Source organism: Bacillus sp. 2205SS5-2 (assembly GCF_037024155.1).
Lineage (GTDB): Bacteria > Bacillota > Bacilli > Bacillales > Bacillaceae_K > Bacillus_CI.
The window spans coordinates 180,360-203,487 of record NZ_JAYKTS010000003.1; the positions used below are offsets into that span (position 1 = coordinate 180,360).

The 23,128-nt window shown below is 37.2% G+C and carries 22 protein-coding genes and 3 riboswitches; of the genes, 13 read left to right on the forward strand and 9 right to left on the reverse strand.

The features are described from left to right. Window positions 1–562: 562 nt before the first annotated feature. Both U8D43_RS03320 and U8D43_RS03325 read right to left on the reverse strand, forming a co-directional pair. Window positions 563–757, reverse strand: coding sequence for a YwbE family protein (locus U8D43_RS03320; RefSeq protein WP_335869553.1), 195 nt, complete (start codon window positions 755–757; stop codon window positions 563–565). Window positions 758–790: 33 nt separating this feature from the next. Next, the gene (locus tag U8D43_RS03325) at window positions 791–1,456 is read right to left on the reverse strand and encodes a DUF6944 family repetitive protein (protein ID WP_335869554.1); all 666 of its coding nucleotides are present in this window, start codon (window positions 1,454–1,456) and stop codon (window positions 791–793) included. A gap of 437 nt (window positions 1,457–1,893) precedes the next feature. Here U8D43_RS03325 and U8D43_RS03330 point away from each other — a divergent pair, with 437 nt between their 5' ends. From U8D43_RS03330 to U8D43_RS03355, 6 genes are all read left to right on the forward strand, one after another. After that, a complete protein-coding gene (locus tag U8D43_RS03330) occupies window positions 1,894–3,147 on the forward strand; it encodes an MFS transporter (RefSeq protein ID WP_335869555.1) in 1,254 nt (417 codons plus the stop codon). Window positions 3,148–3,280: 133 nt separating this feature from the next. After that, on the forward strand, window positions 3,281–3,769 hold the full coding sequence (locus U8D43_RS03335) for a GNAT family N-acetyltransferase (RefSeq protein ID WP_335869556.1): 489 nt from the start codon (window positions 3,281–3,283) through the stop codon (window positions 3,767–3,769). 330 nt (window positions 3,770–4,099) lie between these two features. After that, entirely contained in the window at window positions 4,100–5,098 is a 999-nt protein-coding gene (locus U8D43_RS03340; RefSeq protein ID WP_335869557.1) for a Gfo/Idh/MocA family protein, read from the forward strand. A gap of 296 nt (window positions 5,099–5,394) precedes the next feature. Beyond that, window positions 5,395–5,625 carry an excisionase family DNA-binding protein gene (locus U8D43_RS03345; RefSeq protein WP_335869558.1) on the forward strand — a complete coding sequence of 77 codons (231 nt, stop codon included), beginning with the start codon at window positions 5,395–5,397 and terminating at the stop codon, window positions 5,623–5,625. A 182-nt stretch (window positions 5,626–5,807) separates the two neighbouring features. Beyond that, a riboswitch (purine riboswitch) is annotated at window positions 5,808–5,908 on the forward strand. 343 nt (window positions 5,909–6,251) lie between these two features. Continuing rightward, entirely contained in the window at window positions 6,252–7,412 is a 1,161-nt protein-coding gene (locus tag U8D43_RS03350) for an MFS transporter (RefSeq protein WP_335869617.1), read from the forward strand. 419 nt (window positions 7,413–7,831) lie between these two features. Then, window positions 7,832–9,055, forward strand: coding sequence for an aminopeptidase (locus tag U8D43_RS03355; RefSeq protein WP_335869559.1), 1,224 nt, complete (start codon window positions 7,832–7,834; stop codon window positions 9,053–9,055). A 242-nt stretch (window positions 9,056–9,297) separates the two neighbouring features. On the opposite strand, the gene U8D43_RS03360 is transcribed toward U8D43_RS03355, so the two are convergent. After that, window positions 9,298–9,777 (reverse strand): hypothetical protein, encoded by a 480-nt coding sequence (locus U8D43_RS03360; RefSeq protein ID WP_335869560.1) that lies wholly within the window; start codon window positions 9,775–9,777, stop codon window positions 9,298–9,300. Between the two features lie 245 nt (window positions 9,778–10,022). Between U8D43_RS03360 and U8D43_RS03365 the strand changes: the two genes are divergently transcribed. The 3 genes from U8D43_RS03365 (at window position 10,023) to U8D43_RS03375 (ending at window position 12,046) form a co-directional block, all read left to right on the forward strand. Then, entirely contained in the window at window positions 10,023–10,352 is a 330-nt protein-coding gene (locus tag U8D43_RS03365) for a thioredoxin family protein (protein WP_335869561.1), read from the forward strand. Window positions 10,353–10,827: 475 nt separating this feature from the next. Further along, window positions 10,828–11,589 carry a threonine/serine exporter family protein gene (locus U8D43_RS03370; RefSeq protein WP_335869562.1) on the forward strand — a complete coding sequence of 254 codons (762 nt, stop codon included), beginning with the start codon at window positions 10,828–10,830 and terminating at the stop codon, window positions 11,587–11,589. A 13-nt stretch (window positions 11,590–11,602) separates the two neighbouring features. Beyond that, entirely contained in the window at window positions 11,603–12,046 is a 444-nt protein-coding gene (locus U8D43_RS03375) for a threonine/serine exporter family protein (protein ID WP_442893544.1), read from the forward strand. A 27-nt stretch (window positions 12,047–12,073) separates the two neighbouring features. On the opposite strand, the gene U8D43_RS03380 is transcribed toward U8D43_RS03375, so the two are convergent. Then, complete coding sequence (locus U8D43_RS03380) at window positions 12,074–13,291, reverse strand: lipase family alpha/beta hydrolase (RefSeq protein WP_335869564.1); 1,218 nt, start codon at window positions 13,289–13,291, stop codon at window positions 12,074–12,076. A gap of 409 nt (window positions 13,292–13,700) precedes the next feature. Then, a complete protein-coding gene (locus U8D43_RS03385) occupies window positions 13,701–14,561 on the reverse strand; it encodes a hypothetical protein (protein WP_335869565.1) in 861 nt (286 codons plus the stop codon). A gap of 208 nt (window positions 14,562–14,769) precedes the next feature. Between U8D43_RS03385 and U8D43_RS03390 the strand changes: the two genes are divergently transcribed. Further along, window positions 14,770–15,066 (forward strand): DUF5658 family protein, encoded by a 297-nt coding sequence (locus U8D43_RS03390; protein ID WP_335869567.1) that lies wholly within the window; start codon window positions 14,770–14,772, stop codon window positions 15,064–15,066. Window positions 15,067–15,104: 38 nt separating this feature from the next. On the opposite strand, the gene U8D43_RS03395 is transcribed toward U8D43_RS03390, so the two are convergent. Continuing rightward, a complete protein-coding gene (locus U8D43_RS03395; RefSeq protein WP_335869568.1) occupies window positions 15,105–15,575 on the reverse strand; it encodes a hypothetical protein in 471 nt (156 codons plus the stop codon). A 777-nt stretch (window positions 15,576–16,352) separates the two neighbouring features. Here U8D43_RS03395 and U8D43_RS03400 point away from each other — a divergent pair. After that, window positions 16,353–17,342, forward strand: coding sequence for an aldo/keto reductase (locus U8D43_RS03400; protein WP_335869569.1), 990 nt, complete (start codon window positions 16,353–16,355; stop codon window positions 17,340–17,342). A 222-nt stretch (window positions 17,343–17,564) separates the two neighbouring features. Here U8D43_RS03400 and ade read toward each other — a convergent pair whose 3' ends face one another. Together ade and U8D43_RS03410 are read right to left on the reverse strand one after the other, a co-directional pair. Then, window positions 17,565–19,112, reverse strand: coding sequence for an adenine deaminase (gene ade, locus U8D43_RS03405; protein ID WP_335869618.1), 1,548 nt, complete (start codon window positions 19,110–19,112; stop codon window positions 17,565–17,567). Window positions 19,113–19,127: 15 nt separating this feature from the next. Further along, window positions 19,128–19,292, reverse strand: coding sequence for a hypothetical protein (locus U8D43_RS03410; protein ID WP_335869570.1), 165 nt, complete (start codon window positions 19,290–19,292; stop codon window positions 19,128–19,130). 54 nt (window positions 19,293–19,346) lie between these two features. Then, a riboswitch (purine riboswitch) is annotated at window positions 19,347–19,448 on the reverse strand. A 137-nt stretch (window positions 19,449–19,585) separates the two neighbouring features. Between U8D43_RS03410 and U8D43_RS03415 the strand changes: the two genes are divergently transcribed. Then, window positions 19,586–20,719: a glycosyl hydrolase family 18 protein gene (locus U8D43_RS03415; protein ID WP_335869571.1), complete on the forward strand. Its 1,134-nt coding sequence runs from the start codon at window positions 19,586–19,588 to the stop codon at window positions 20,717–20,719. A gap of 59 nt (window positions 20,720–20,778) precedes the next feature. On the opposite strand, the gene U8D43_RS03420 is transcribed toward U8D43_RS03415, so the two are convergent. Continuing rightward, complete coding sequence (locus U8D43_RS03420) at window positions 20,779–21,855, reverse strand: ATP-binding protein (protein ID WP_335869572.1); 1,077 nt, start codon at window positions 21,853–21,855, stop codon at window positions 20,779–20,781. 239 nt (window positions 21,856–22,094) lie between these two features. Then, a riboswitch (cyclic di-GMP riboswitch) is annotated at window positions 22,095–22,184 on the forward strand. A 191-nt stretch (window positions 22,185–22,375) separates the two neighbouring features. On the opposite strand from U8D43_RS03420, the gene U8D43_RS03425 reads away from it, so the two are divergent. Then, window positions 22,376–23,122: an EAL domain-containing protein gene (locus U8D43_RS03425; RefSeq protein WP_335869573.1), complete on the forward strand. Its 747-nt coding sequence runs from the start codon at window positions 22,376–22,378 to the stop codon at window positions 23,120–23,122. Window positions 23,123–23,128: the final 6 nt, after the last annotated feature.

The following is a 23,128-nucleotide window of genomic DNA, read 5'->3' on the forward strand; positions in this document are numbered from 1 at the left end:
CTTTCGTGTAGGTGAACGAATCAACAAGTTTCAAATTCTTTCATCCTTTTGTAAAGTTATTTTTCATATCTATCGTTGCTATTTCATTTAAACATCGCTGGAATACCCTTTTTTGGTATTGATTTCACTTGAGAATATAATGGGGAATGCCGCAAACCCTATTTTTAAAAAGGAATAACCATTGCTTCGTAAAGCAATCTTCTTTTTGAGAAAGTCTCTTTTTGTATACTTTGTTGCTATTGGCACAAAGAAAAAAAGGACAGTAAGGTTTTTCGACTGATTTCTTACTTTCCATCTATAAATGGATAATTTTTCATGAGGAAAAGAGCACGAAGTCATACAAATCAGGAAATATATTCCTATTTGAAAAGCCACAATTTTTGCGAAAACAGCCTTGAGAAATAAGATAATGAGTTACCAGCTACTGCAGAAATACCTATTTGGAAGGCATAGAGAATGGAGACTTACAGTTTAACTTGGTTACATTACCAAAATCAGTCAATACTAGACTATCAATACGAAAAAAGCCTCCTATTTGAGAAGGAGGCTCATTAAATGTAATTTACCTTATTATCTCTTTCACTCGACCAACTTGTCCGTCTTGAAGACGTACTTTAATTCCATGAGGGTGATTACTTGATTTTGTAAGTAAGTCCTTTACAACCCCTTCGGTTAATGTTCCTGTTCGTTGATCTTGTTTAAGGACGATTTTGACTTTTTGACCTGGAGAAATATTCTTTCGTTCTTGTCCATTCAATGGGCTAACCTCTTTTCTTTAATCTTCTCTATTTTAATATAAATCCTTAATAGAACCAAAAGAAAAAGGATGATTGTTATTTTTATTTCGCTGTGGACTTCGATGATGCTTATTTTCAAACTCCTTCGTCAGAGCTATAGCTGAAAGAGTTGCCCCTGCAGCTTCAGCGTAGCTTCCCAAAGCTTGAATTTGTTCCCCGATTTTCTTCTGTTTTCGTAAAACAAAGGTCTCACCGATTCCCTCGATAGCCGCTCCCAATGATAATAATGTATTTCCATATGCTTGAATTTGTGCAAATTCTGAATCGCTCATACTGGCAGAAACAGCTTCAAATGCAGCCCCAATAGATTGGATAGAGTCGCCTAAAATATCTAATTTCAATCCATCTTCTTCCAAGTCGTTAATTTGAAGACCTGCAGCCACAACATTTGTAGAATTTCCAGCAGCTTGTAACCATGATCCAAGAATACCTAAAGACTTTCCTTGACTAACATCCCGTCCTTTCTGTAGACCAATCGCTTGCAATGAGTTTCCAAAAGCTTCCATTCCGTTTCCGAGTAGAACAAGTTTGAGGGCTAATTTCTCGATTGATTCCCCCTCTTCTTTTGCAATAAGGGTTTCACCACTTGCCGATACGACAGTCCCAAATGTTTGTATCCACCCACCCGTGACTAACAGTAAATCACCATACACCTCCATGTAGACAGCCCCTCTTAGTTATTATTACAGTGTATTCGTGATCATGAAAAAGGCTAATGAATTTTCTGAAAATGATGAATAAGCGTATAAAATCAAAAAGAACCCCTTGTAAAGATTGTATTCGCAAAGTTTGTTGTTTTTTGAATCCATCTATAAACAAGGATACAACTCTGATTCGGGTCTTCTTCTCGTCTATTTTTGATGGGAATCAACAGTGAAAAAGAGGGCTCAATCAAAAATTAGATGAAATAGCCGCATTGTATATGAAAAGTGCCTATGAAAATGAACAAGAAGGACTTTAGTAGTTAGGAGGGAATTCAGATAATATTGTCACTCACCTTCATCCTTAAGACGGAGATAAAACCAATCTCCAGAAGTTGTCAGGAGAATTATTTAGATAGTACACTTAAAGTATCAAATTAATAGGAGTGAATCAGATGACGTATGAAGCAAGTGCGGTTGTTCAAAGCAAACAAAGTAAATCATCTATTTTTGGAAATAAAAATTTCTTATTATTGTGGATTGCTGCATTACTATCAAGCTTTGCCATTTCTTTCTTCTTATTTTCGCAAAGTTGGTATGTTGTGAAGGTTTTAAATCTTGAGGCCTCTTTAGGATTTATTTATATTGCTTCAAGTATTCCGAGGCTTTTGTTTATGGTGATAAGTGGCACAGTCGCTGATCGCTATAGCAAAACGAAAATTATGTTCATTTCCGACTTTAGTAGAAGTTTGCTACTAGGTGGACTAGTCATTTGGTTTCTTTTAGGAAGCGTAAATTTGTGGACCTTCGTTATTTTCGCCTTTTTCTTCGGTATTTTAGACGCCTTCTTTTGGGCAGCTGAAAGTGCGGTTCTTCCATCAATTATTAGAAAAGAAAACTTAACTAGAGGAAATTCTATTATTCAAATGACTAACCAAACCTCTTTCATTCTTGCGCCGATGTTAGCGGGTGTCATAATTGCTTTTGGGAATTTTGAAATCGTTTTTGGTACAACAGCGGTTATGCTATTTTTAGCCTCTATATTGATTTCTTTTATGAAAGTAGCTAAACCTGAAGGTGTTGAGAACACAAAAGAACAAGCCTTTTGGGACACTTTTAAAGAGGGAGTACAGTATGTGAAAAACTCACGTCTATTGACCCTCATCATTTTAGCATCGGTGCTTATGAATCTTTTTATGGTCGGACCAATGACGATGGGTCTTCCTTTATTTGTTAAAAACATCCTCCAGGGTGATGCGTTACAGTTTAGCTACTTAGAGGCTGGCATGGCAGTGGGAATGTTGATTGGATCGATTTTAGTTGCGGTGCTAAATTTACAAAAAAAGCGTGGGCTCTTAGGCATATCTTTAATTGTTGTCGCTGGATTCTTCTTTATACTTCTCAGTTTTTCAACAAGTATTTGGATGAGCATCGTGGCTTTAGCTGGATTTGGAGCTTGCTTAGCAGCTTCAAACATCCCACTCATTTCAGCGATTCAAAGTATTATCGAGGAAAAAGTACTAGGACGTGTTATGGGGCTGCTATCACTCGCTTCGATGGGCTTGATTCCCGTCAGCTATGCGATTACCTCCCTAGTTCTTTCCATGGGTGTATCGATTCATCATATTATGGCAACAGGAGCAGTACTGGTGATGTTATATTCTGCCTTCATTCTTATTCGATTTAAGGAAATTCGCTTGTTAGATTAGAAATTTGAAACTGTGAATGGTATTCGTGATGAAAAGAGGAGAGAGGGTTGTGAATAGAGAATTGTTCTTAAAGGTGACCAGGCCTGCACATGCGGGATGGAAAATAAGGTAGGGGAAGACAGGGGACCGAAAAATGGAACAAGAAGTTAAGATAATCGAGTATAATAGCGAATACCAAAAGCAAGTTATCGAGTTAATTCTAAGGATACAGCAAAAAGAATTCCAAATAGAAATTTCTCTAAATAATCAAAAGGATTTAATAGGAATTGAAGACTTTTATCAGCAATACAACGGGAATTTTTGGGTGGCTATTTTTAACGAGAGAGTTGTTGGCACAATCGCTCTATTAGATATTGGAAATCCAGGTGTAGCACTTAGGAAAATGTTTGTAGCAAAAGAACATCGTGGCTCAAGAGGTGTCGCACAACAGTTATTAAAATGTGCGATTAGTTTTGCAAAACATAGAAAAGTTCGTGAAATATATCTTGGAACAACACCTCAGTTTTTGGCTGCTCATCGTTTTTACGAAAAAAATAATTTTCAACTCATAGAGAAAGCTGAACTTCCTGATACGTTTCCTATTATGACTGTTGATAAGCGATTATACCGGCTTATCATCTAAACCATTTTGTTAGGGGATTTTAATCAAAAGTAGTACAATTAGAAGGAATTAACAAAAAAGGAGGGTGCATGCACTTTCCTTTTTAAAGTGGTTTTTGTCTAGCTCTAGGTACTATCGGCTCGAGGCCATAAGCCGGTGGACGCGTGCTTTGGGCTATACATTGTTACTATTTCATTTAATTTTGATTGCCCTCCATTTGGCAGTTAATACCCATCAAAAAAAGACGAAAAGATGCCCTGAAACAAGGATATATCAAAGTTTATTGTCTGATTAGAAAAGCAACATGCTTTTTGAAATCAGCTTTTCTTAATTGTGAAGGAGGAGACATTAATGAAGGTGAATTGGGGAATTTTGAGCACAGCAAATATTGCGAGAAAAGCAATCATCCCAGCACTAATAGACGCAGAGAATTGTGAGGTAAGAGCCATCGCTAGCTCAAACGCAAAAGTAGACGAAATTGCGAAGGAGTTCGACATTCCTACCGTTTATAAAAGTTATGAAGAATTAATCGATGATAATAGTATTGAAGTTGTCTATATCCCGCTTCCAAATGCCTTACATAAAGAAGGGGTTCTAAAAGCAGCTGCGAGGGGGAAACACATCCTAGTTGAAAAACCAGCTGCTTTAACAAGTGAAGATGTAGAGGAAATGAAGCGAGCTTGCGAAGAGAATGATGTCTTGCTCATGGAAGCCTTTATGTATCAGTTTCAGCCCCAGCATCAGCGTGTGAAAGAAATCATTGCAACAGGAGAGATAGGTGAAGTGAGGCACCTCAATTCAGCATTTACGTTTTCGTTGAATTTTGAAGAAAACCGTCAGAATATCCGCTTGAATCCTGAACTTGGTGGCGGCAGCATTTGGGATGTAGGATGTTATTGTATTCATTCAACTAGGATGATTTTAGAAGAGGAGCCAACGAGTGTATACGTGTCAGGTGATATACATCCTGAGTTTGGAATCGATACAAAGGCGACAGGCATCTTGAATTTTTCCAATGGAGTAACTGCAACCTTTTATTCTAGTTTTGAAGAAAGTATGAGAAACACCTATGAAGTTCGCGGCACAAAAGGGTCGATTTTCCTCCCGAATGCTTATCGTTCAGACAAGGTCGGGGAAGGAGAGGGTGAAATTCTAATCACAAATGAAAGTGGTGAAACGCGAACAGAAATGGTGAAAGGACAACAATATGTGATGCAGGTCCAACATTTCAGTGATTGTGTCCTCACAGGTGAAACGCCTTCTTATACAATTACTCAAACGACTCAAAATATTAAAACAATCGAGGCGTGTTATCGTTCATTGAGGGAAGGACAGTGTACGGGCGTTTGAACTACCTCCCACTTCTTCATTGAGCAACGCCCTTCTCATTCCTTGGAAATGCGGGATTTTTCGCCTATTTCAGACAAAATTAGGGTCCACTCATCACCAGTATTAAAAAGCAGCGAGAGCATCTAATCAAGTGATCTATAAAGACGTTTGTAGAAAAAATTATATGAAAAGATGTGCGGAAACGAACCAGTGATGCTGATCGGAAAACTTCAAAAAAAAGATAAAGATCGCCCAGCTTTCCTTGAGGAATTAAGCAAGTTATAATAGATGAATTATAGGATTAGCGAGGAATGTGAATGTACTTAACTGTAAAAGAAACCGCCCAGTACTTGTCTTTTCCAGAAAACTATATTGAAGCACTTATAGTTGAAGGGAAAATCCGTGCCGTACACGACGGATATCAGTATCTAATCAACCGTGAACAATTCAATAATCATTTGGAACAATTAGAAAAACACAAAAAGCTCATGTTAGATTATTTAAATGAGCCAATTCCAGAAGATATTGATATTAAAGACGAGGATTAGTTTCTAGCTTCCCTAAGCGGGGGGCTTTTTTTGATGAAGAAAATCCCTCCCACAACTAACTGCATTTGATGTAACAAGTCCTAAGTCACAAATAGTAGAATACTTGAAACTAACTTTTATTTCTCCGGACAAAGTAAATTGTATTGACCGTTACAAAATGCGAGTGTTATGCTACTTTTTATAAATTTCATAGATATTTACCTTGTACTTGCATGAGAATATGGCTCGAGCGTTTCTCCCAAGCTACCGGAAAAATTTGTCTACACGGGATTAACAATTCTTTTGTTTATTTTTCCCAGTGTGGTCTATTTTATATTTATGTGAAAATTTTCGCCTTTTTTGAATGCAAACTAGAGTGTTTTTAATGATACTGAGCGATTCTAATGAAGTTCTCTACTACTATTATTCCTTTGTGATGAGGATGTAAGAAACTGGCACTATTTTCAAATTTAGTACAGGTCAACAAATCTCTTCCATATCCTCATCCCAAAAAGTGTGATAATATTTAGGGAATCGAAATAAATGAAAGATACTGAGATGAACTCTACGTTTTACTTACATCTCTCTGAAATGAGGCGAAATAGTTGCAAATAAAAAAAGAACCGCTATGGAATTCTGCCTTTATTATGTTAATGGTTGGAAATTTATTTGTTTTCATGAGTTTTCAAATGCTCATTCCAACCTTGCCACCTTATATAAAATCAATAGGGGCATCTGGTCTGGAAATAGGGTTGGTTACCGCTTTATTTTCAATAGGGGCAGTGGTCATCCGTCCATTTGTTGGTTATATGCTAGAATATAAAGTTCGAAAACCACTCGTAATTATTGGGTCGATTTCACTCCTGTTGATTACGATGATCTATCCGTTATCTCAAATTGTTGTCATTTTTTTATTATTCCGTTTTGTTCATGGGCTAGCATGGGGTTGGTCAACAACAGTAAATGGTACGGCGGCTGTCGATGTGGTCCCCAATTCTCGTTTAGGTGAGGGAATGGGCTATTATGGAATGTCGATCACGATTGGCATGATCATTGCACCAAGTATTGGGATTTATTTGTATCAGGTTAGCACGTTTACGAATTTAATCATCGTGTCGAGTGTATTAGGACTGATTGCTCTTGGACTCCTGTCAATTGTTCACTATAGAACACCTGAAACCGTTCAAAAGACCAAGCGAGAAGATTTATCTTTTTCTTATGTCGGATCGCTGATTGAAAAATCAAGTTGGTATACGTCGATGATTACACTTGCTGCCACATTCGGATACGGAACGATCGTGACGTTCATCGTTATTTTTGGAGAAGAGCGAGGGATCGGTCACATCTTCCTTTTCTATTTAGTGAATGCCGTAATGGCTTCGATTTCACGACCTATCGCCGGAAAATGGTTTGATAATCACGGGGCGAAAGGACTGGTCATTGCTTGTTTATCGCTATCTTTTATTGGAATGTGGGTATTGTCGCTCTCATATTCTGAAATCGGCATTGTCGTAGCAGGGATGCTATTTGGTGTAGGATTTGGTTCATTGATTCCCACGTTACAATCATGGACGCTCTCGAAAACGCCTGCTAATCGACGTGGTGTGGCCAATGGGATGTTTTTCTCATCAATTGATTTAGGAATTGGGCTAAGTGGATTAGTGTTTGGAGCAATCGTATCCTATGTAGAAATAGGTGTTATTTTCAAAATTTCTAGTGTGTTTATCCTTTTGGCAATGGTTTTAACTCTTCTTGAAGATCGTAAAAAGAAAGAGACTAGGAAAGAAATGAAAGTAGTAGAAGGCTAGCAAATGCTAGCCTTTTTTTGAAAGGCTCGTTTCGTATACATTGTGGCTATTTCATCGTATTTTTGATTAAATCTTCCATTTCGCTGTTGATTTCCATTAAAAATAGATGGATCTAGCTGCAGTGGCTAGCGGCTCGGGGTCAAATGAATAACTCTCCAGTGATGCAGGCATCACCTCCGAGGTCTTCATTTGCCTGCCGCCGCAGGGCAGCCACTTCCGCTTTTCGAGATCTAGCTGCAGTGGCTAGCAGCTATGGGACAAATGTTATCCAACTCCAAAGGTCAGGACCTTCTCCGTTGGATAACATTTGCCCGCCGCTGCTGGGCGAGCCACTTCCGCTTTTCGTGTTTATTATGGTAATTTCGGTTTGATTTCGCTATGATAGATTTAGAGTTTATATACATACTAGGGGGAGTAAAGTGGATACTCAACTAAATAAATATGCAGAGCTTGCTGTTAAAGTGGGTATTAATATTCAAAGAGGACAATATTTGTGGGTTTCTGCACCTATAGGCACGGAGGATTTTGTACGAAAAGTCGTTAAGGAAGCTTATCTTGCTGGGGCAAAAAAAGTACATGTAAATTGGTACGATGAAGAAATTTTGAGGACTCATTACGAGCTTGCACCTGATGAAGTGTTTCTTGAATTTCCAAGCTGGGAAGTGCAGGCAACTGAGGAAGTTGTAGATGATGGTGGAGCTTTTTTATATATAGATGCAACAGATCCTGATCTTCTAAATGGGATCCCGGTGGAGCGAATTATGAACTTTCAAAAAGCCCAAGGAGTAGCGTTAGAGAAATTTAGAGAAGCGATTCAAATTGATGCAATTAGTTGGTCGATCCTTGCGATACCAAATACAAAATGGGCTGATAAAGTCTTTCCTTCTTTGCCGGAAGAGAATCGAGTGGAAGCGTTATGGGAATCCATTTTTCAAGCTGTGCGAATTCATGAAGAAAATCCTATTTCTGCCTGGAAAATCCATATAGAAACATTAAAAGAACGAGCAGATCTACTAACAGAAAAGAAATACAAAAAGCTTCATTATGCTGGACCTGGAACGGATTTGACGATTGAATTGCCAGACAAGCATTTATGGCTAACAGGAAGCTCCATGACGCCACAAGGAATCACATTTGTTGCGAATATGCCGACGGAAGAAGTCTATACGGTCCCATTAAAAACAGGCATTAACGGCTATGTGACAAGTACAAAGCCATTAGCGTATCAAGGAAATGTCATCGAACAGTTTACCTTAACGTTTGAAAATGGAGAAATTGTTAAGATAGAAGCTGAAACAGGTGAAAATCTACTTCAGCAACTCATCGAGACGGATGATGGTGCTTGTTTTATTGGAGAAGTAGCGCTTGTTCCTCATCAATCTCCGATATCAAGTTCAGGGATATTGTTCTTTAATACTCTTTTTGATGAGAATGCATCCAATCATTTAGCGATAGGTTCTGCTTATCCAACGTGTTATGAAGGGGGATCAAACATGACGGAGGAGGAGCGATTAGCGGTTGGCCTGAACGATAGTATTGTTCATGAAGATTTTATGATAGGCTCAGAGAAGATGAATATTGATGGGATTTATGAGGATGAGTCAAGAGAACCCATCTTTCGAAACGGAAATTGGGCCTTTTAAGTGAAGGCTTTTAACTAATGGTTCTTTTCGTATACATTGTGGCTATTTCAGTTGATTTTTGATTAAATTCTCTGTTTCACCCTTTCGTAATCCAGCTGCAGTGGCTAGCAGCTATGGGACAAATAACATCCAACTCCAAAGGTCAGGACCTTTTCCGTTGGATAACATTTGCCCGCCGCTGCTGGGCGAGCCACTTCCGCTTTTCGTAAATGATGCCCGAAACAAAGCTATATCACAGATGGTTAACTGATACGAGAAGCCACAATCTTTGCAAAAACAGCCTTTGATAACGTAATCACAGGTGCACTAAGCTCTCGAATAAGGGAGGCCTGAGATTCTAGACGGCTTGTAATGATTTTCATGAACGAAACGGTAAATGAATCAAATACATAATCAAGGGAAAAATTTATTTTTCTTTCCCAATTAAAAAAAGCTTGGAATCCAACATCCAGAGTCGTTTCCTTAACAAATTTCTCGATGAATTGCCAATAAAGCTGACGGAAGCTACCTGAGTTTTTTACTACCTCTTCTAATGATGTATTGGATTGAACACGCTCAGAGGCTGTTTTTCTTGTCCAAGTTGAAATGACTTGACGCATTTCTTCTTCAGAACGAAGAAGTGAGGTAGCAATTAAAATGAGATATTTTCCGTTTTGTTCCATAATTTTTGCATTAACTTCAGGTGGAGCGTCTGGGGAATAGTGTGAGCCAGGCTTGTTCAATTAATGCGAAGCCCACTCACTTGTGAATTCGTTTTTAAGCTTAACTAGAGATTCGTATAAAGCAAGTGCTTTTGTTTCCATAGAATAATCACCTGTATTATTAGTCTTTCTTCTATTTTTAGGTATAATAATGGATTTTGTCAATTTGGAATTTAATAAGTTCCTTTTGATGAATTATTATGAGGAATTCTCCCTATTAGTACACTCACAAACAGGGTATCCTATAACAAGAAAGGGAGGATGATGTGGAGAAAATAATAGATTTAAAAGTCCTTCATAACAGGATTGCAGCGGAAAATTTGGCGTTACTATACATTTCAAAACAGAATTGTTCAGTTTGTCATGCCTTGTTGCCTCAAGTGGAAATACTGTTAGAGAAATATCCTTTCATTCAATCTATGCAAGTAGACGCGGAAGAGGTGCCGGCAATTGCAGGGACATACTCCATATTTACCGTGCCGGTTGTGATTTTTTTTGTGAATGGAAAAGAAATGTTCCGTGAAGCACGATTTGTTCCAATGGAAGAACTAAAGAAACAAATCGATAAGTTAGTTACGTTAATAATTGATCAGTGAGACAGATTTTTCTTGTGTAAAGGCTGTTTTTGCAAAGATTGTGCCCTTTCGAATTAGACCTCATTTCGGGTTTAAAATGACTTTGGGCATCATTTTAAACCCGAAATGAGGAAAGAAAAGAGTGTTTCCATTCGTTTTTGTATGCTAGAGCAACAAAGTATGAGAAAAGATCCATTGGAAAAACTTTACTCTTCTAGAATGTCGTTGTTTGTATTTAGTGTTGAATCATCAATGAAATATCCTAAAATCTATTTTTCATGTGATATATACTCAGTAGAAAATGAGCAAAGCAAATTAGTCAGATAGATGGATTTTTCTGGAGTTGTAAGAGAAGAAAGAGAAATACAAAGTCATGGGGATTATGAGTAAGGAGCTTCGTCTATTTAATTCGATTGCACCCAATCCTTTTAACTGATAAAGTAACGAAGAATCAGTATGTAAAATATTTTTGGGTTTTCCCTGAAGTGGTGAGGAAATGAATAAAGAGAAAAGAGAAACTTATGATGTGATGCAAGTCTGCTTGTTAGCAGGTAAAATTATGCTCAGAAGTGGAGCAGAAACCTATCGAGTAGAGGATACAATGATGCGTATTGCAACCTCATTTGGAATGGAGCAATCTCACAGTTATGTTACACCAACTGGTATTATCTTTTCCATAGAGGGTGATGAACCGACGAAAACGAAATTAATAAGAATTGTAGCAAGGTCAACAGATTTAAAAAAGGTAACAGTTGTAAATGGTATTTCTCGTCAAATCGCCGAAGGGGGACTTTCGGTGAAAGAGGCTTATGACAAACTAAAAGAAGTGGAAAATAACAATCTGACATTTCCTTTGCCAATTCAAACAATAGCTGCTGCAATCGCTAGTGGTTGTTTTTTAATCATGTTTGAAGGGCATTGGAATGATTTTTTACCTGCTTTATTAGCAGGTGGAGTTGGCTATTATAGTTTTGTTTATTTTCATAAAGTAATTGAGATAAAGTTTTTTGCAGAATTTTTAGCCTCATTTCTAATTGGTTTGTTAGCCTATTTATTTACTAATATCGGGTTGGGGCATGAACTGGATAAAATAATTATAGGCTCGGTAATGCCACTGGTTCCTGGTGTATTGATTACAAATGCAGTACGAGATTTGATGGCGGGTCACTTAATTTCAGGATTATCTAAGGGAGCAGAAGCCTTTTTAACAGCTTTCGCAATAGGGTCAGGAATAGCAGTAATACTTTCATTTTTGTGAGGTGAGGAAATTGATGTATGTCGAACAGATAGTTACAAGCTTTATCGCATCGGCAGCCTTTGGCGTTATTTTCAATGCCCCGAAAGATTCACTGATAAAGGGAGGGCTTGTAGGAGCCTTTGGATGGATGATTTATATTCTGTTATCGGTAAATGAAGTAGATCATGTTCTTTCAACATTGATTGCTACATTCTTTCTTGCTGTAATGAGCCAACTTTTTGCAAAAAAGTACCGCACACCAGTAATTATTTTTAGTGTGGCAGGAATTATTCCTCTTGTTCCAGGAGGACTTGCTTACGATGCCATGCGTGAATTCGTCTTAAATGATTACAATACAGCCATAAATTTAGCGGCGAAAGCGTTTATGATTTCCGGTGCGATCGCCATTGGTTTAGTCTTTTCAGAAGTGGTTAATCAGATCATTCGTCAATCAAAATTTAAACATAGTAGACTGTAGCCCCTTGAATAGATTCTTGGGGTTTTTCTAACACTCTAAACAAATTAGTTGATCTTTCTGGAGGTGAAGGGAAGAATTCTCATAGTTTAGAGTATCTATTTTAAAGATCTCGATCTTTTGTTTACTGTGAGAACGAAATTGAAGCACTTCTGTTCCCGTAAGAAGAGCAATATGAAGGGTCTTCGAAACCTTTATATTAAATCCGGATTTTCCCACCAAAAGTTCTCCTTGACCTTTAATAGCAAAAAAGAGAAGATCTGAGGGAGAAATTGCTGATGGTGCCTCTTTACGTTCGAATGTACGATTTAGAATCTTAGCTAGAAATGGAAGGCTCAGAAAAAGGATTTCTTCATGATTCCCTTCAAGGAGAAGAGTTTCACCATGAATCGAAAAAACACTTGAAGTTGGAGCATATCCGTCGCCGAAATCTGTGGAAAGAGTCCCAATTACTTTTCCATCATCTGAGCGAAAAGGAGTAGCCACCACTTTTAATTTCTCTACCGTATTGTAGCCAAACCCTGCAATTAAATAAACATTCACTTTTCTTTTTTTCAGTAAAAAGTCATCTTGATTTAGTGAATTAAGAAATTCATTTTTCTTTTTCATTTTAATGGGCTGTATCCATTGCCATGCACTTCTCGTTTTCTGAAGCAGATAAGGTCCGTATTGTTCACTTGGGAGAAGATCATGAAGACCTTTAAATTGTTGATGGATAGTTTTGATTGTATCCGTTTCTGACAGAGAAGATAAGAGAATGAAATAGGCATTCATAAGCAGAGAAGTTAAGGAGGCATTTTGTGCAATCAATTTTTTCCCGCTCGTCCAATAATGAAAAATAGGTGCTGTTCCGTTATTCGGCGTTCCGATTAGGATTAGTTGATTCACGTCTTTTTCATACACTCTACTTTCAATGTAAGCTCTAGCAAGTAAGCCCCCCATGCCATGAGCGATAATATTCACTTTCTTTTTCTTGTTTTTTTTCTTTGCAAGATCGATTGTTTTCTTTAGATATTGTCTAAAAGAAACTCTCACTTTCTTTCGCCAGTCGTAGAATGCAATAAAAAGGTTGACACCTTTCTTGAATTCTAACGTTTCTTCTAAAAGACAGATAAATGGGTCGTACACGATTCCTGCGATTCCAAACTGCCATTCACCTGAGCCAGGAATTATTTCTTCTCCAACTGAACCAAAAATACCAGGAACGAAAACGACTGGGTACTCATCATTTTTGGACAGAGAGAGCATCTTATTCCTCCTTTCTAAAAGGCTGTTATCACAGCAATATACTCCGTTAAAAGATTTGGTTTCGGGGCATCTATTCGTCTGTTTTTGAAAGAAAGTCATTTGAAATGATGGATTCCTTCAATAATGAACTTGAATAGCCAAAATTCATACGAATAGAGCATTCTAAAAAGTTCTCTTTCTTCTATTATATTCGATGAAAAAAGAACAAAGAAGTAGTAATTGACCTCAGTGTGCAAACAGTTAGGTTCTTTTCGTATATATTGTGGTTATTTCATCATATTTTTGATTAAAATATGTCTTTTGACGGAGAATGTATACAAATAATTTTGATAAGTAATAATTTTTTTCTAATATAACTATATAAAAAACCAGCTTCCAGAAAGGAGGCTGGTTTAGTTTATTTGTAAACTTATGAGGCATCTGTTGGTTCTTGAGGAGATGAAAGTCCTTGATGATGTCCTCGGCGAGGCTTGTTCATATCAAGTCCTAACTCTTCTAATTGACTTCTGGCTTCTTCTTTCGTAATTTCACCAGCCTTGACTTGGTCACGGATCTCTTTTAGTAGTTCTCGGGTTTCATCATCAAGGTCATTAAAGGAGCGATAAGGTAAAGCAATGTCAAGTTCCTCAAACTTTAGTTTGGCCTCTTCCTTCGTAATTTCACCAGCCTTGACTTGGTCGCGTATATCTTTCAGAAGTTCCTTGGTTTCATCATCAAGGTCATTGAAAGGATGATGGGGTAAAGGAATGTCAAGTTCTTCAAGTTTTAGTTTGGCTTCTTCTTTCGTAATTTCACCAGCCTCGACTTGTTCGCGAATCTCTTTTAGTAGAGCTTTGGTTTCATCATCAAGCTCATTGAAGTGTCGATGAGGTAAAGGAATATCAAGTTCTTTAAGCTTTAGTTTGGCTTCTTCTTTCGTCAAGTCGCCAGCCTCGACTTGTTTGCGAATGTCTTGAAGCTGTTTCATTTGGTTCTCATCTAAAGGCTCGTGTATTCCTTTCTTGCCCATTTGTTTAGAATGTGTGCGTTCGATTCCGAGCTCCTCTAGCTTCAGATTCGCTTCTTCTTTTGAAAGTTCACCGTTCTCGACTTGTTCACGAATCTCTTCTAACTGTTCCTTTGTTTCTCCATCATAAACTTCTACAGAAGCCTTTGTCTCCGTTGGTGTGACAGATGTAGATTCACTCGCCAGTACCGTATAAGCCGTAGGTGCTGCGATTGCTGTTGCAAGAGCAGCAGCAACAAATTTTGTAGAAAATAAGTTAAACATTTTCATCAACCTCCAAAAAATTTTTGTTTCTTACAATTCCTATCTTAGGACAAGAATGTGTCAGCTAAATGTCAAGAGGGATATTATTGAAAAGTTTATTATTTGGATAACTATAGGTAATATATCGAACGAATCAAGCGAGAAGGAGAGTTTTTTTGAAAGTTATGTCGTATAATTAATTCTATATAAAGAACAAAAGGGGTGTGTGATGAAAAAAACATTTTTACTTTTAGCTCTGCTAAGTATGCTGGATGGGGTCCTAACCTATTTAGGCATTCAACTTGGATTAATTCAGGAAGCGAACCTTCTAATGAAATTGCTCATTATGTATGATCCAATTATTTTCATCGGAATAAAACTCGTCTTGTCAATATGCCTCGTCGCAATGGCTATTATGATCAAAGCACCGAAAAGTAACATCATCAAACAACTCTCTTATCTCGCCCTTTTCATCTATGGAGGTATTTTCCTCTTACACAGTTATTGGATATTTTTATCCATATAAAAAAACGCAGCAAAATGCATACGTTTTAAAAAGGCTGTTTATAAACGAGAAAATCCTTCTTCCTCTAAATAGGAAGTAGCTTCACCATAGGTTGAAAATGTTCCATCTAAATTTAACCCGGCATAGACATTCCACATTTCATCTTCAAATAGGAGAATTAGAGTGTGATTATCTTTATTCATCCATTTTTCTTCCTCTTCATCACCGATGATTGCTGCTTCAGAATTCGATTTTGGTGCTAATGATGCAATAGATTTTTCAATAAGTGTACGAAGCTCGTCCTCGGAGTAGTCACGAATATTGACCATTCCTTTTTGTCCTATTTCATATCCCGATAACTCTCCAGCGTAGACAAAGCCATTGCCATTTGGGTGTAAGTGATAGACGACATTCTTTTTGTCTGATCCACTCTTCTCGTATTGGAAATTGAGGCGTCCTAGAGAAACTTTTTTCTCAGAAAGCTGTGGGAATGTTGAAATAATAGATAATTTTTGTTCAAATGTAAGCATGTGACCTCCGAAAGTAAGTTAGTTGATTTGCTTAGTATATCATAGCGTTTTTTTTATGCAAAAGTAGAAAAGATTTTTTTCTTTCACATTTTGAAGCTAGAGCAAGAATTTGAAGACAGATTTTGACGCCAACTAGAAAGAAGGGTGGGTCTCAGAATTGATATTTGCTCAAAGTGACATTTATAAAATATACCAGCTTTTAATGTGTCATGAAAAAACAGTAAGAGAGGAAGTAGGCTGAAAAGGTCTCAATCAATGTTTGATTTGTTCAGTAAAATGAACAGAAAAATGATGAATGTTCTTGAACGGGTGAAGAAATAGCCTTTCCTAATGAAAAATTCTTCATTAATAAATAAGAAATCATCCGAAAAAAACTGACTGGTTGTTTTTTCTTTGAGCAAATAACAAAAAAAGTTAAAGAAAAGGGTCATTTGAAAAGGAAAAAATCCGCAACAAGTAGAAGAGTTGTAGGAATTTTCAATTTAAAGATAAATACCCGAAGCTTCTTCAAGTGTAAAATGAATCGATAGTTAACTGAACATGATATGATAATGATAGGCTGTTTTCGCAAAGATTGTGACTTTTCGAATAAAAAGGAATCCCTTGACTTGTATGATTTCGTGCTCTTTTCCTAATGAAAAATTCTTCATTTCTAGATTAAAAAGAAGAATTCAATCGAAAAAACCCTACTGCCTGTTTTTCTTTGTGTCAAGAGCAACAATGTATACGAAAAGAGCCTAATGAAAAGAAATACTAATAGAAAGAGGGGTGCAGAATATGATAACTGAAACAAAGGTTCCTCTTCGTCGATTGGGCGAAAGTGATTTGGAAATTTCAGCACTTGGTTTAGGCACATGGCAGTTTAGTAAAGGAAATAATATGGTTGGTCGATATTGGTCTGATGTCAATGAAACCGATATCGAGAAAATTGTTGAGGTAAGTTACAGCGGTGGAATCAACTGGTTTGATACCGCTGAAGTGTATGGAAAAGGAAAATCAGAGGAAGCTCTAGCATTAGCACTTAATAAGCTTAAAGATGGCGGAGAAAAGGCCTTCATTGCGACAAAATGGTGGCCATTATTTCGAAAGGCCGACTCAATTATTAAAACAATTGATGAACGAATTGTTACATTAAAAGATAAAAAGATTGATTTATACCAAATTCATCAGCCATACTCGTTTTCAAGTGTAAAGGCGGAAATGGATGCACTAGCGGAATTACTGAAGCAGGGGAAAATTCGTTATGCAGGTGTAAGTAATTTCAATGAAGCAAAAATGAGAGAAGCGCATGCAGTCCTAAAAGAGCACGGTTTTCCGCTTGTTTCGAATCAAATGAAGTATAGTCTGCTGGATCGTCGAATTGAAAAAAATGGCGTATTACAAGCTGCCAAAGAGCTAGGCATGACAATTATCGCGTACTCTCCATTAGAACAAGGGCTGTTGTCAGGAAAATTTCATAAAAATCCTGAATTACTTCAAAATATTAAAGGAATGCGAAAGCATTTTTCTGCGATCAAGCCTCAAAACTTGGAGAGAACGAGACCACTTATTGATTTACTTGATAAATTAGCAATTGATTATGGAGTATCAACAACGCAAATCGCTTTGAATTGGTTGATTCATTTTCACGGAGATACGATTGTGGCCATTCCAGGTGCATCTAAAATACATCATGCCGAACAGAATATTGGCACACTATCATTTAAATTATCTCAAAAGCATTTACAAGAGATTGATAGAGTCTCTAATAAAGTGGCTTTAAAGTAATTTCTGCTAAAAAACCACTCAATGAACGAACAGAACTTGTTCGTTCATTGAGTGGTTTTATTTGTCCTGGAAATGGACAGTATTTATTAATGACTATTTTCGCTTTCGTATATATTACCGCTCTTAAAGAAAGAGTTTAGGGCAACATTAAGAATTTCTTTGGTGGAAATCATCGTCAAAATAAAGAACTCCATTAACAATTAATATTTACAAGAACGAGCCTTAGACATCGATGCTGACATCTATATATTGAAAGGTGGTGACGTCGAACAATCCCATATCTGTAAGCTTAATTTCAGGTATAACTGGAAGGGTTAAAAAGGATAGAGTCAAAAACGGATTGAAAAGGGGATGAAATCCTGATTGGCTCATAACATTTTTTAAATGTAGTAGCTTTTTGTTCACTACGTAGAATGATTCTTCTGACATCAACCCGCCTAGTGGAAGAGAAACGGAAGCCTTGACTACGCCATTGACTACATACACTAAACCACCCTTTAATTCTGCTAATGCTTGAATGGCAGCCAGCATATCAGTATCGTTTGTACCAGTGACTACGAGATTATGTGAATCATGAGCAATGGTCGTGGCGATAGCTCCTTGTTTTAATCCAAAGCCCTTCACAATTCCTAGTCCAATATTCCCGGTTCCTTTATGCCTTTCAATAACAGCTAACTTCAATTGATCCTTTTTTGGGGAAGGGGAAAATTGTGAGTTTGTTACCGTCACTTTTCCGATTATTTTATGGGTGTGTAAACGGTTTGGAACAATCTCAATCACATGAGCATTAATAGAGGTGAGTGGAATCTCTAAATGCTTTGTGGTTAGTTTGGGAAGGTTGATCGTATTGGTTAAGGGAGCGGGTACCGAATTTTTCTTTATTTTCCTTCCAACGTAGACACCATTTTCAGCTACAAGTTGGCCTGCCTTATACACTTCCTTGATGTTAAATGATTCTAGGTCATCTACCAATATTAGGTCTGCATCATACCCCGGGGCAACTGCGCCTTTCGAATGATGACGATAGCATTTTGCCGCGTTTAGTGTAGCCATCGTAATCGCAATCATAGGCTCTAGGCCGTGTCGGATGGACAGGCGAACATTATGATCAATACTCCCCTCTTTTAGTAAATCATCCAAATGCTTATCATCGGTGCAAAACATGCAATTTGACATATTGTGAGGTGTTACAACTTCGATTAATGAGAGTAGATCTTTAGCAACTGAACCTTCACGAATTAATAGTGACATTCCTCTTTGAAGTCGTTCTTTTGCTTCTAGAAAGGTAGTAGCCTCATGATCGGTTTTAATCCCAGCAGTACGATATACATTGATTCCATCAGATGATAATCCTGCACCATGTCCATCTATTAGAGTTGAAAGAAGGAGCTTATCCAATATGTTTGAATTGGTCGCCTTTACAGCAGGGAAATCCATCACTTCAGCCAAGCCAATAACCCGATGATTTCGTAAAAAGGGTGCTAAATCTTCCGCGTGTAGAGTAGCGCCATTATGTTCATAGGAAGTTGCAGGAACGCTTGATGGTAGCATAAAAAATATATCTAACGGGATCCCCTCGGAGTTTTCAATCATATATTGAATTCCAGTTGTTCCAGCGACGTTCGAAATTTCATGAGGATCTGTAATGGCTGTAGTTACCCCGTGCGGAAGAACGACTTTAGAAAATTCTGAAGGTGAGATTAAAGAGGATTCGATATGAACATGTGCATCAATCAAGCCAGGATAAATATACTGACCATTGACATTAATGACTGAATTTCCACTTTATTCTCCGATGCCAACAATCTTTCCATCACAGATAGCAACATCGCCAATGATGATCTCCCCGTTGAAAACATCGACTATTTTTCCGTTTTTCAATACTACATCAGCTAGAATGTCTTTACCCGCAGCCTCAATATTTTGTGCTAATTGTTTTTTTGAAAGCAAATAAACCCTCTCCTTTGGGTGGTGTGAACCGAATGAGTAAGAGAAGGTAGGACAAAGCAAACCTCACTTCCTCGTAGGCAAACCATTTTAGGTAGTTTGGTAGAAACTTTTGAACCATAATTCTAATATTATACGAGTAGTACTGCGAAATTATTCGAAGTGCAAGGGTATTGCATATCATTTTAATAGGGTCTAGGACCACTGTCATAATATTTTTGGTAGTAACCCCCTCTTAAACTTAAGAGAAAATCAAGTTACAATAGTATTTATCTGATAACGAGGGGAGAGGAATTATGAATAAACAATTTTTAATTATCAAGCTTTTGTTTATAGGCATACTAATATTCCCAGCAGATAGTAATGGAGAACAAGGGTTTTCTAAACTACCAGATCGGGAGTATTGGCAAGATGGAAAAATTTCCAAGGAATCGCTGACTTTGCTTATTAAGAATGGAAAAAGAGCGACAGATACTCCTGTCATTCTTGGATTTTATACGAAATACTATGAAGATGATGAAAAGTCATTAAATTCCTTATCAAACTATTATTCTTATATGAATGCAGTAGCTACCGCTACGTTCGAGGTTAACAATATGGGGGAAATTCTCGGAGAAATACCAACGGAGGGGTTAGCACTTGCAAAACAACATGAAGTAAAGCGATTCGCGACCATTCAAAATGGCTTCGATCCAGATTTAGCTCACACGATTTTAGCCAGTAATGAGAAAAGTAGTATGTTGATTCAAGAGCTTGTAAAATTAACAAAGGAAAATGGCTATACCGGAGTGAATGTAGATTTTGAAAAAATGAATCCAAGTGATCGTCTGTTATACACAGAATTTATAGCGAATCTCTCTCTATCATTAGAAAAAGAACAGATAGATCTTATGATTTCCGTCCCTGCAAAAACAGGTGACTTTCCTGATAATGAGTGGATAGGAACATTTGATTACCATGAACTAGGAAAAAATGCTGATTATATCCAATTGATGACTTATGATGAGCATGGCACCTGGGGAGAGCCAGGACCAGTAGCGGGAGTAAATTGGATGACAGATGTGCTCGACTACGCTGCCACACATATTGATTCTGAAAAGCTTTTATTGGGTATTCCTTCTTATGGTTATGATTGGAATTTAACGCTGGGAGCAGACCACAAAGCAGTTTCCCAAGCGGAAGTAGAGAACCTGCTTCTTGAAAAAAATTTAGCAGTACAGTGGGATGATCCCTCGCAATCACCATATGTTCATTATCAAGATGAACAGGAACAAATTCATGTTATTTGGTTTGAAAACAACCAAAGTATCTCTGAAAAGGTGCATCTTGTTAAAAAATATAAATTAGCCGGAATTTCCATGTGGAGAATGGGATTAGAACAAGAATCCTTTTGGCAAAGTATTGAAGAAACGTTAGAGCAATTTAATTAATGTGAATAGGATTTGTATTTGTTATTTTAAGAGGAACCTCCTATTTTGTATAAGTGCCCTCAATTTGTTTCACCATATTCAGAGGGGACGTTTTTGACTGTTGGTAGAGTAAGAGTCACTTTAGTGCCAAGGTTTTCTTTGCTTTCTACTAGAATATGCCCTTGATGGTATTCAATAATCCTTTTGCAAACCATTAAACCCAAACCTGTTCCTTTTTCTTTAGTCGTATAAAAAGGCTCAAAAAGCTTTTTTTGTCGTTCCAATGAGATTCCGGTTCCCCCATCTTGAATTTTGATCGTATACCAGTGCTCGTCAACTTTTTTTAAAGAAATGTGAATATCTCTTTTAGTTTCAAGTGATGCGTCAATGGCATTTTGAAGGAGATTGATTAGTACCTGCTTAATTTGATTACCATCACACTCACCTTCAATCGAGCTGTCAATCGCTGCTGTAATCGAAATGCCTTTTAGCATGGCCTCTGGTTTTATTAAATTGAGGACACCGTATAGTAAATTAGAAAGATTATGTTTGCAAATCTTAATGTTTTCGTGCGGTTTTGCAATCATCATAAATTCGTTCACGATACTATTAATTCTATCTAATTCATCTAGCATAATTTCTACGTATTGTTTCAGGTGATCTTCTTGCACCTCTTTTTGAATCATCTGTGTAAATCCTTTTAAAGAGGTAAGTGGGTTACGGATCTCATGTGCGATACCGGCTGCTAATTCGCCTACCATAGCTAGTTTCTCTGTCTTTTTGATTCTTTCTTCGTTTTGCTTCTCTTTGGTAATATCAATCGCAGTACCAATCACTTCAACTACTCTATTGTTTTTTTTATAGGGAGTTAAGGTTGCCATATAATAAATATCATTTATATGCCCTTCATAATTGGTCACTGATCCAGACCAGGCCTCCTCATAAATAGCTGATTTTTGTTCAGCTTGAGGATGAGGAATAATGTCATCAAGGGATTTCCCTAAGATAAGTTCTGGAGATAGATTCATCTTTTCTAATAATTTCCCTTCACAAAATGTGTGAATAAATCGATTCTCTTTTTTAATGAATTTAAATACAAATCCATTTTGAAATGGAATAAAATCGTAATAATCAATAGTTGATTTAGGAAACTTCATGTGAATTTTCACCCCGTTCATAAATTAGACTAAGAATGTCTATAAACATTCGACTAAAAACTAGTTTATTCCTTCAATTTTCTATTTTTTGTGAATGTGTTGGGTGGTTAAATAAATTGAATGATAAGTATCAAACTGAAGATCTGAGGTTATTTTATAGAAAAAATTGGTTATTTTTTACGAGTTAGTATGTAAATGTAACGGAAGTTGTGGTAGAATTATCCTAGTAATCAATAGAATATGTACGTGGGCAAACTAATTGAAAGATTAGGACGCAAAGCTAAAGGGGCTAATGCTGTGAAAGATAGCAATGCCAGCCAGTTGCGAGTATAAGGATTTTATTTGTACTGCTGCCCTTAAAAATGGGCAGCTTTTTTTGATGTATTAGTATGGTCAACTTCGAGAACATTGGGTAGAACCTATGAGGCTATTAGCAGTCCGTTATGTGATTCAGACGGCAGTCCACTCTCAACTTATATAATACTCTTGAATAGAGGGGAAGGAGAGACAAGAAATATTTATGATGAATATTCCGATTGAAAAAGTGATAAGAGAGCGGCTGTTTACACATGTCTTTCAGCCAGTGCACTTAGTTCATACAGGTGAAATTATTGGGTATGAGAGTTTAATTAGGTGTGGGTTTTTTTCATCCCCGCAACATTTATTTCAGAAAGCATTAGAGGAAGGGTTGTTGTTTGAGCTAGATTGTGCATCTATGCTTGAAGCAATGAGGGTCTATAAAAACCACTACAAAGATGAACTGATATACCCTAGACTATCTGTCAATGTTTATCCCTCAACACTGACCAATCCGCTATTCCAGGAGTTCTTAGATTCTGTTATTTCAGAAGTTAAATATCCATTAAATCGAATTGTGTTTGAAATTAGCGAAGCGGCGACCACCGAGTGTTTTGAGGTATTAAATGATCGGATTGTCTATTTAAAGAATGTAGGTGCTTTAGTAGCATTGGATGATTTAGGAAAGGGACAATCTACGATTCGGACTGTCATTGAGTTAGAACCAAGTATTATCAAGTTAGATCGATATTTTGGAAAGAACCTAGCAAACCACGCACGAAAACAACATTTTTTGAAAAGCCTCGTTTATTTTTTAGCAAATGATCATATAGTTCTCGAAGGGATTGAAACAGAAGCCGATTTAGCATTTGCTCGAAAAATAGGCGTCCATTTTGGTCAAGGTTACTATTTAGGTAAACCCCATAATGTCGAGAACTGTGAGTCATTTCCTTTGAATTTTCTACCTTAACTATCA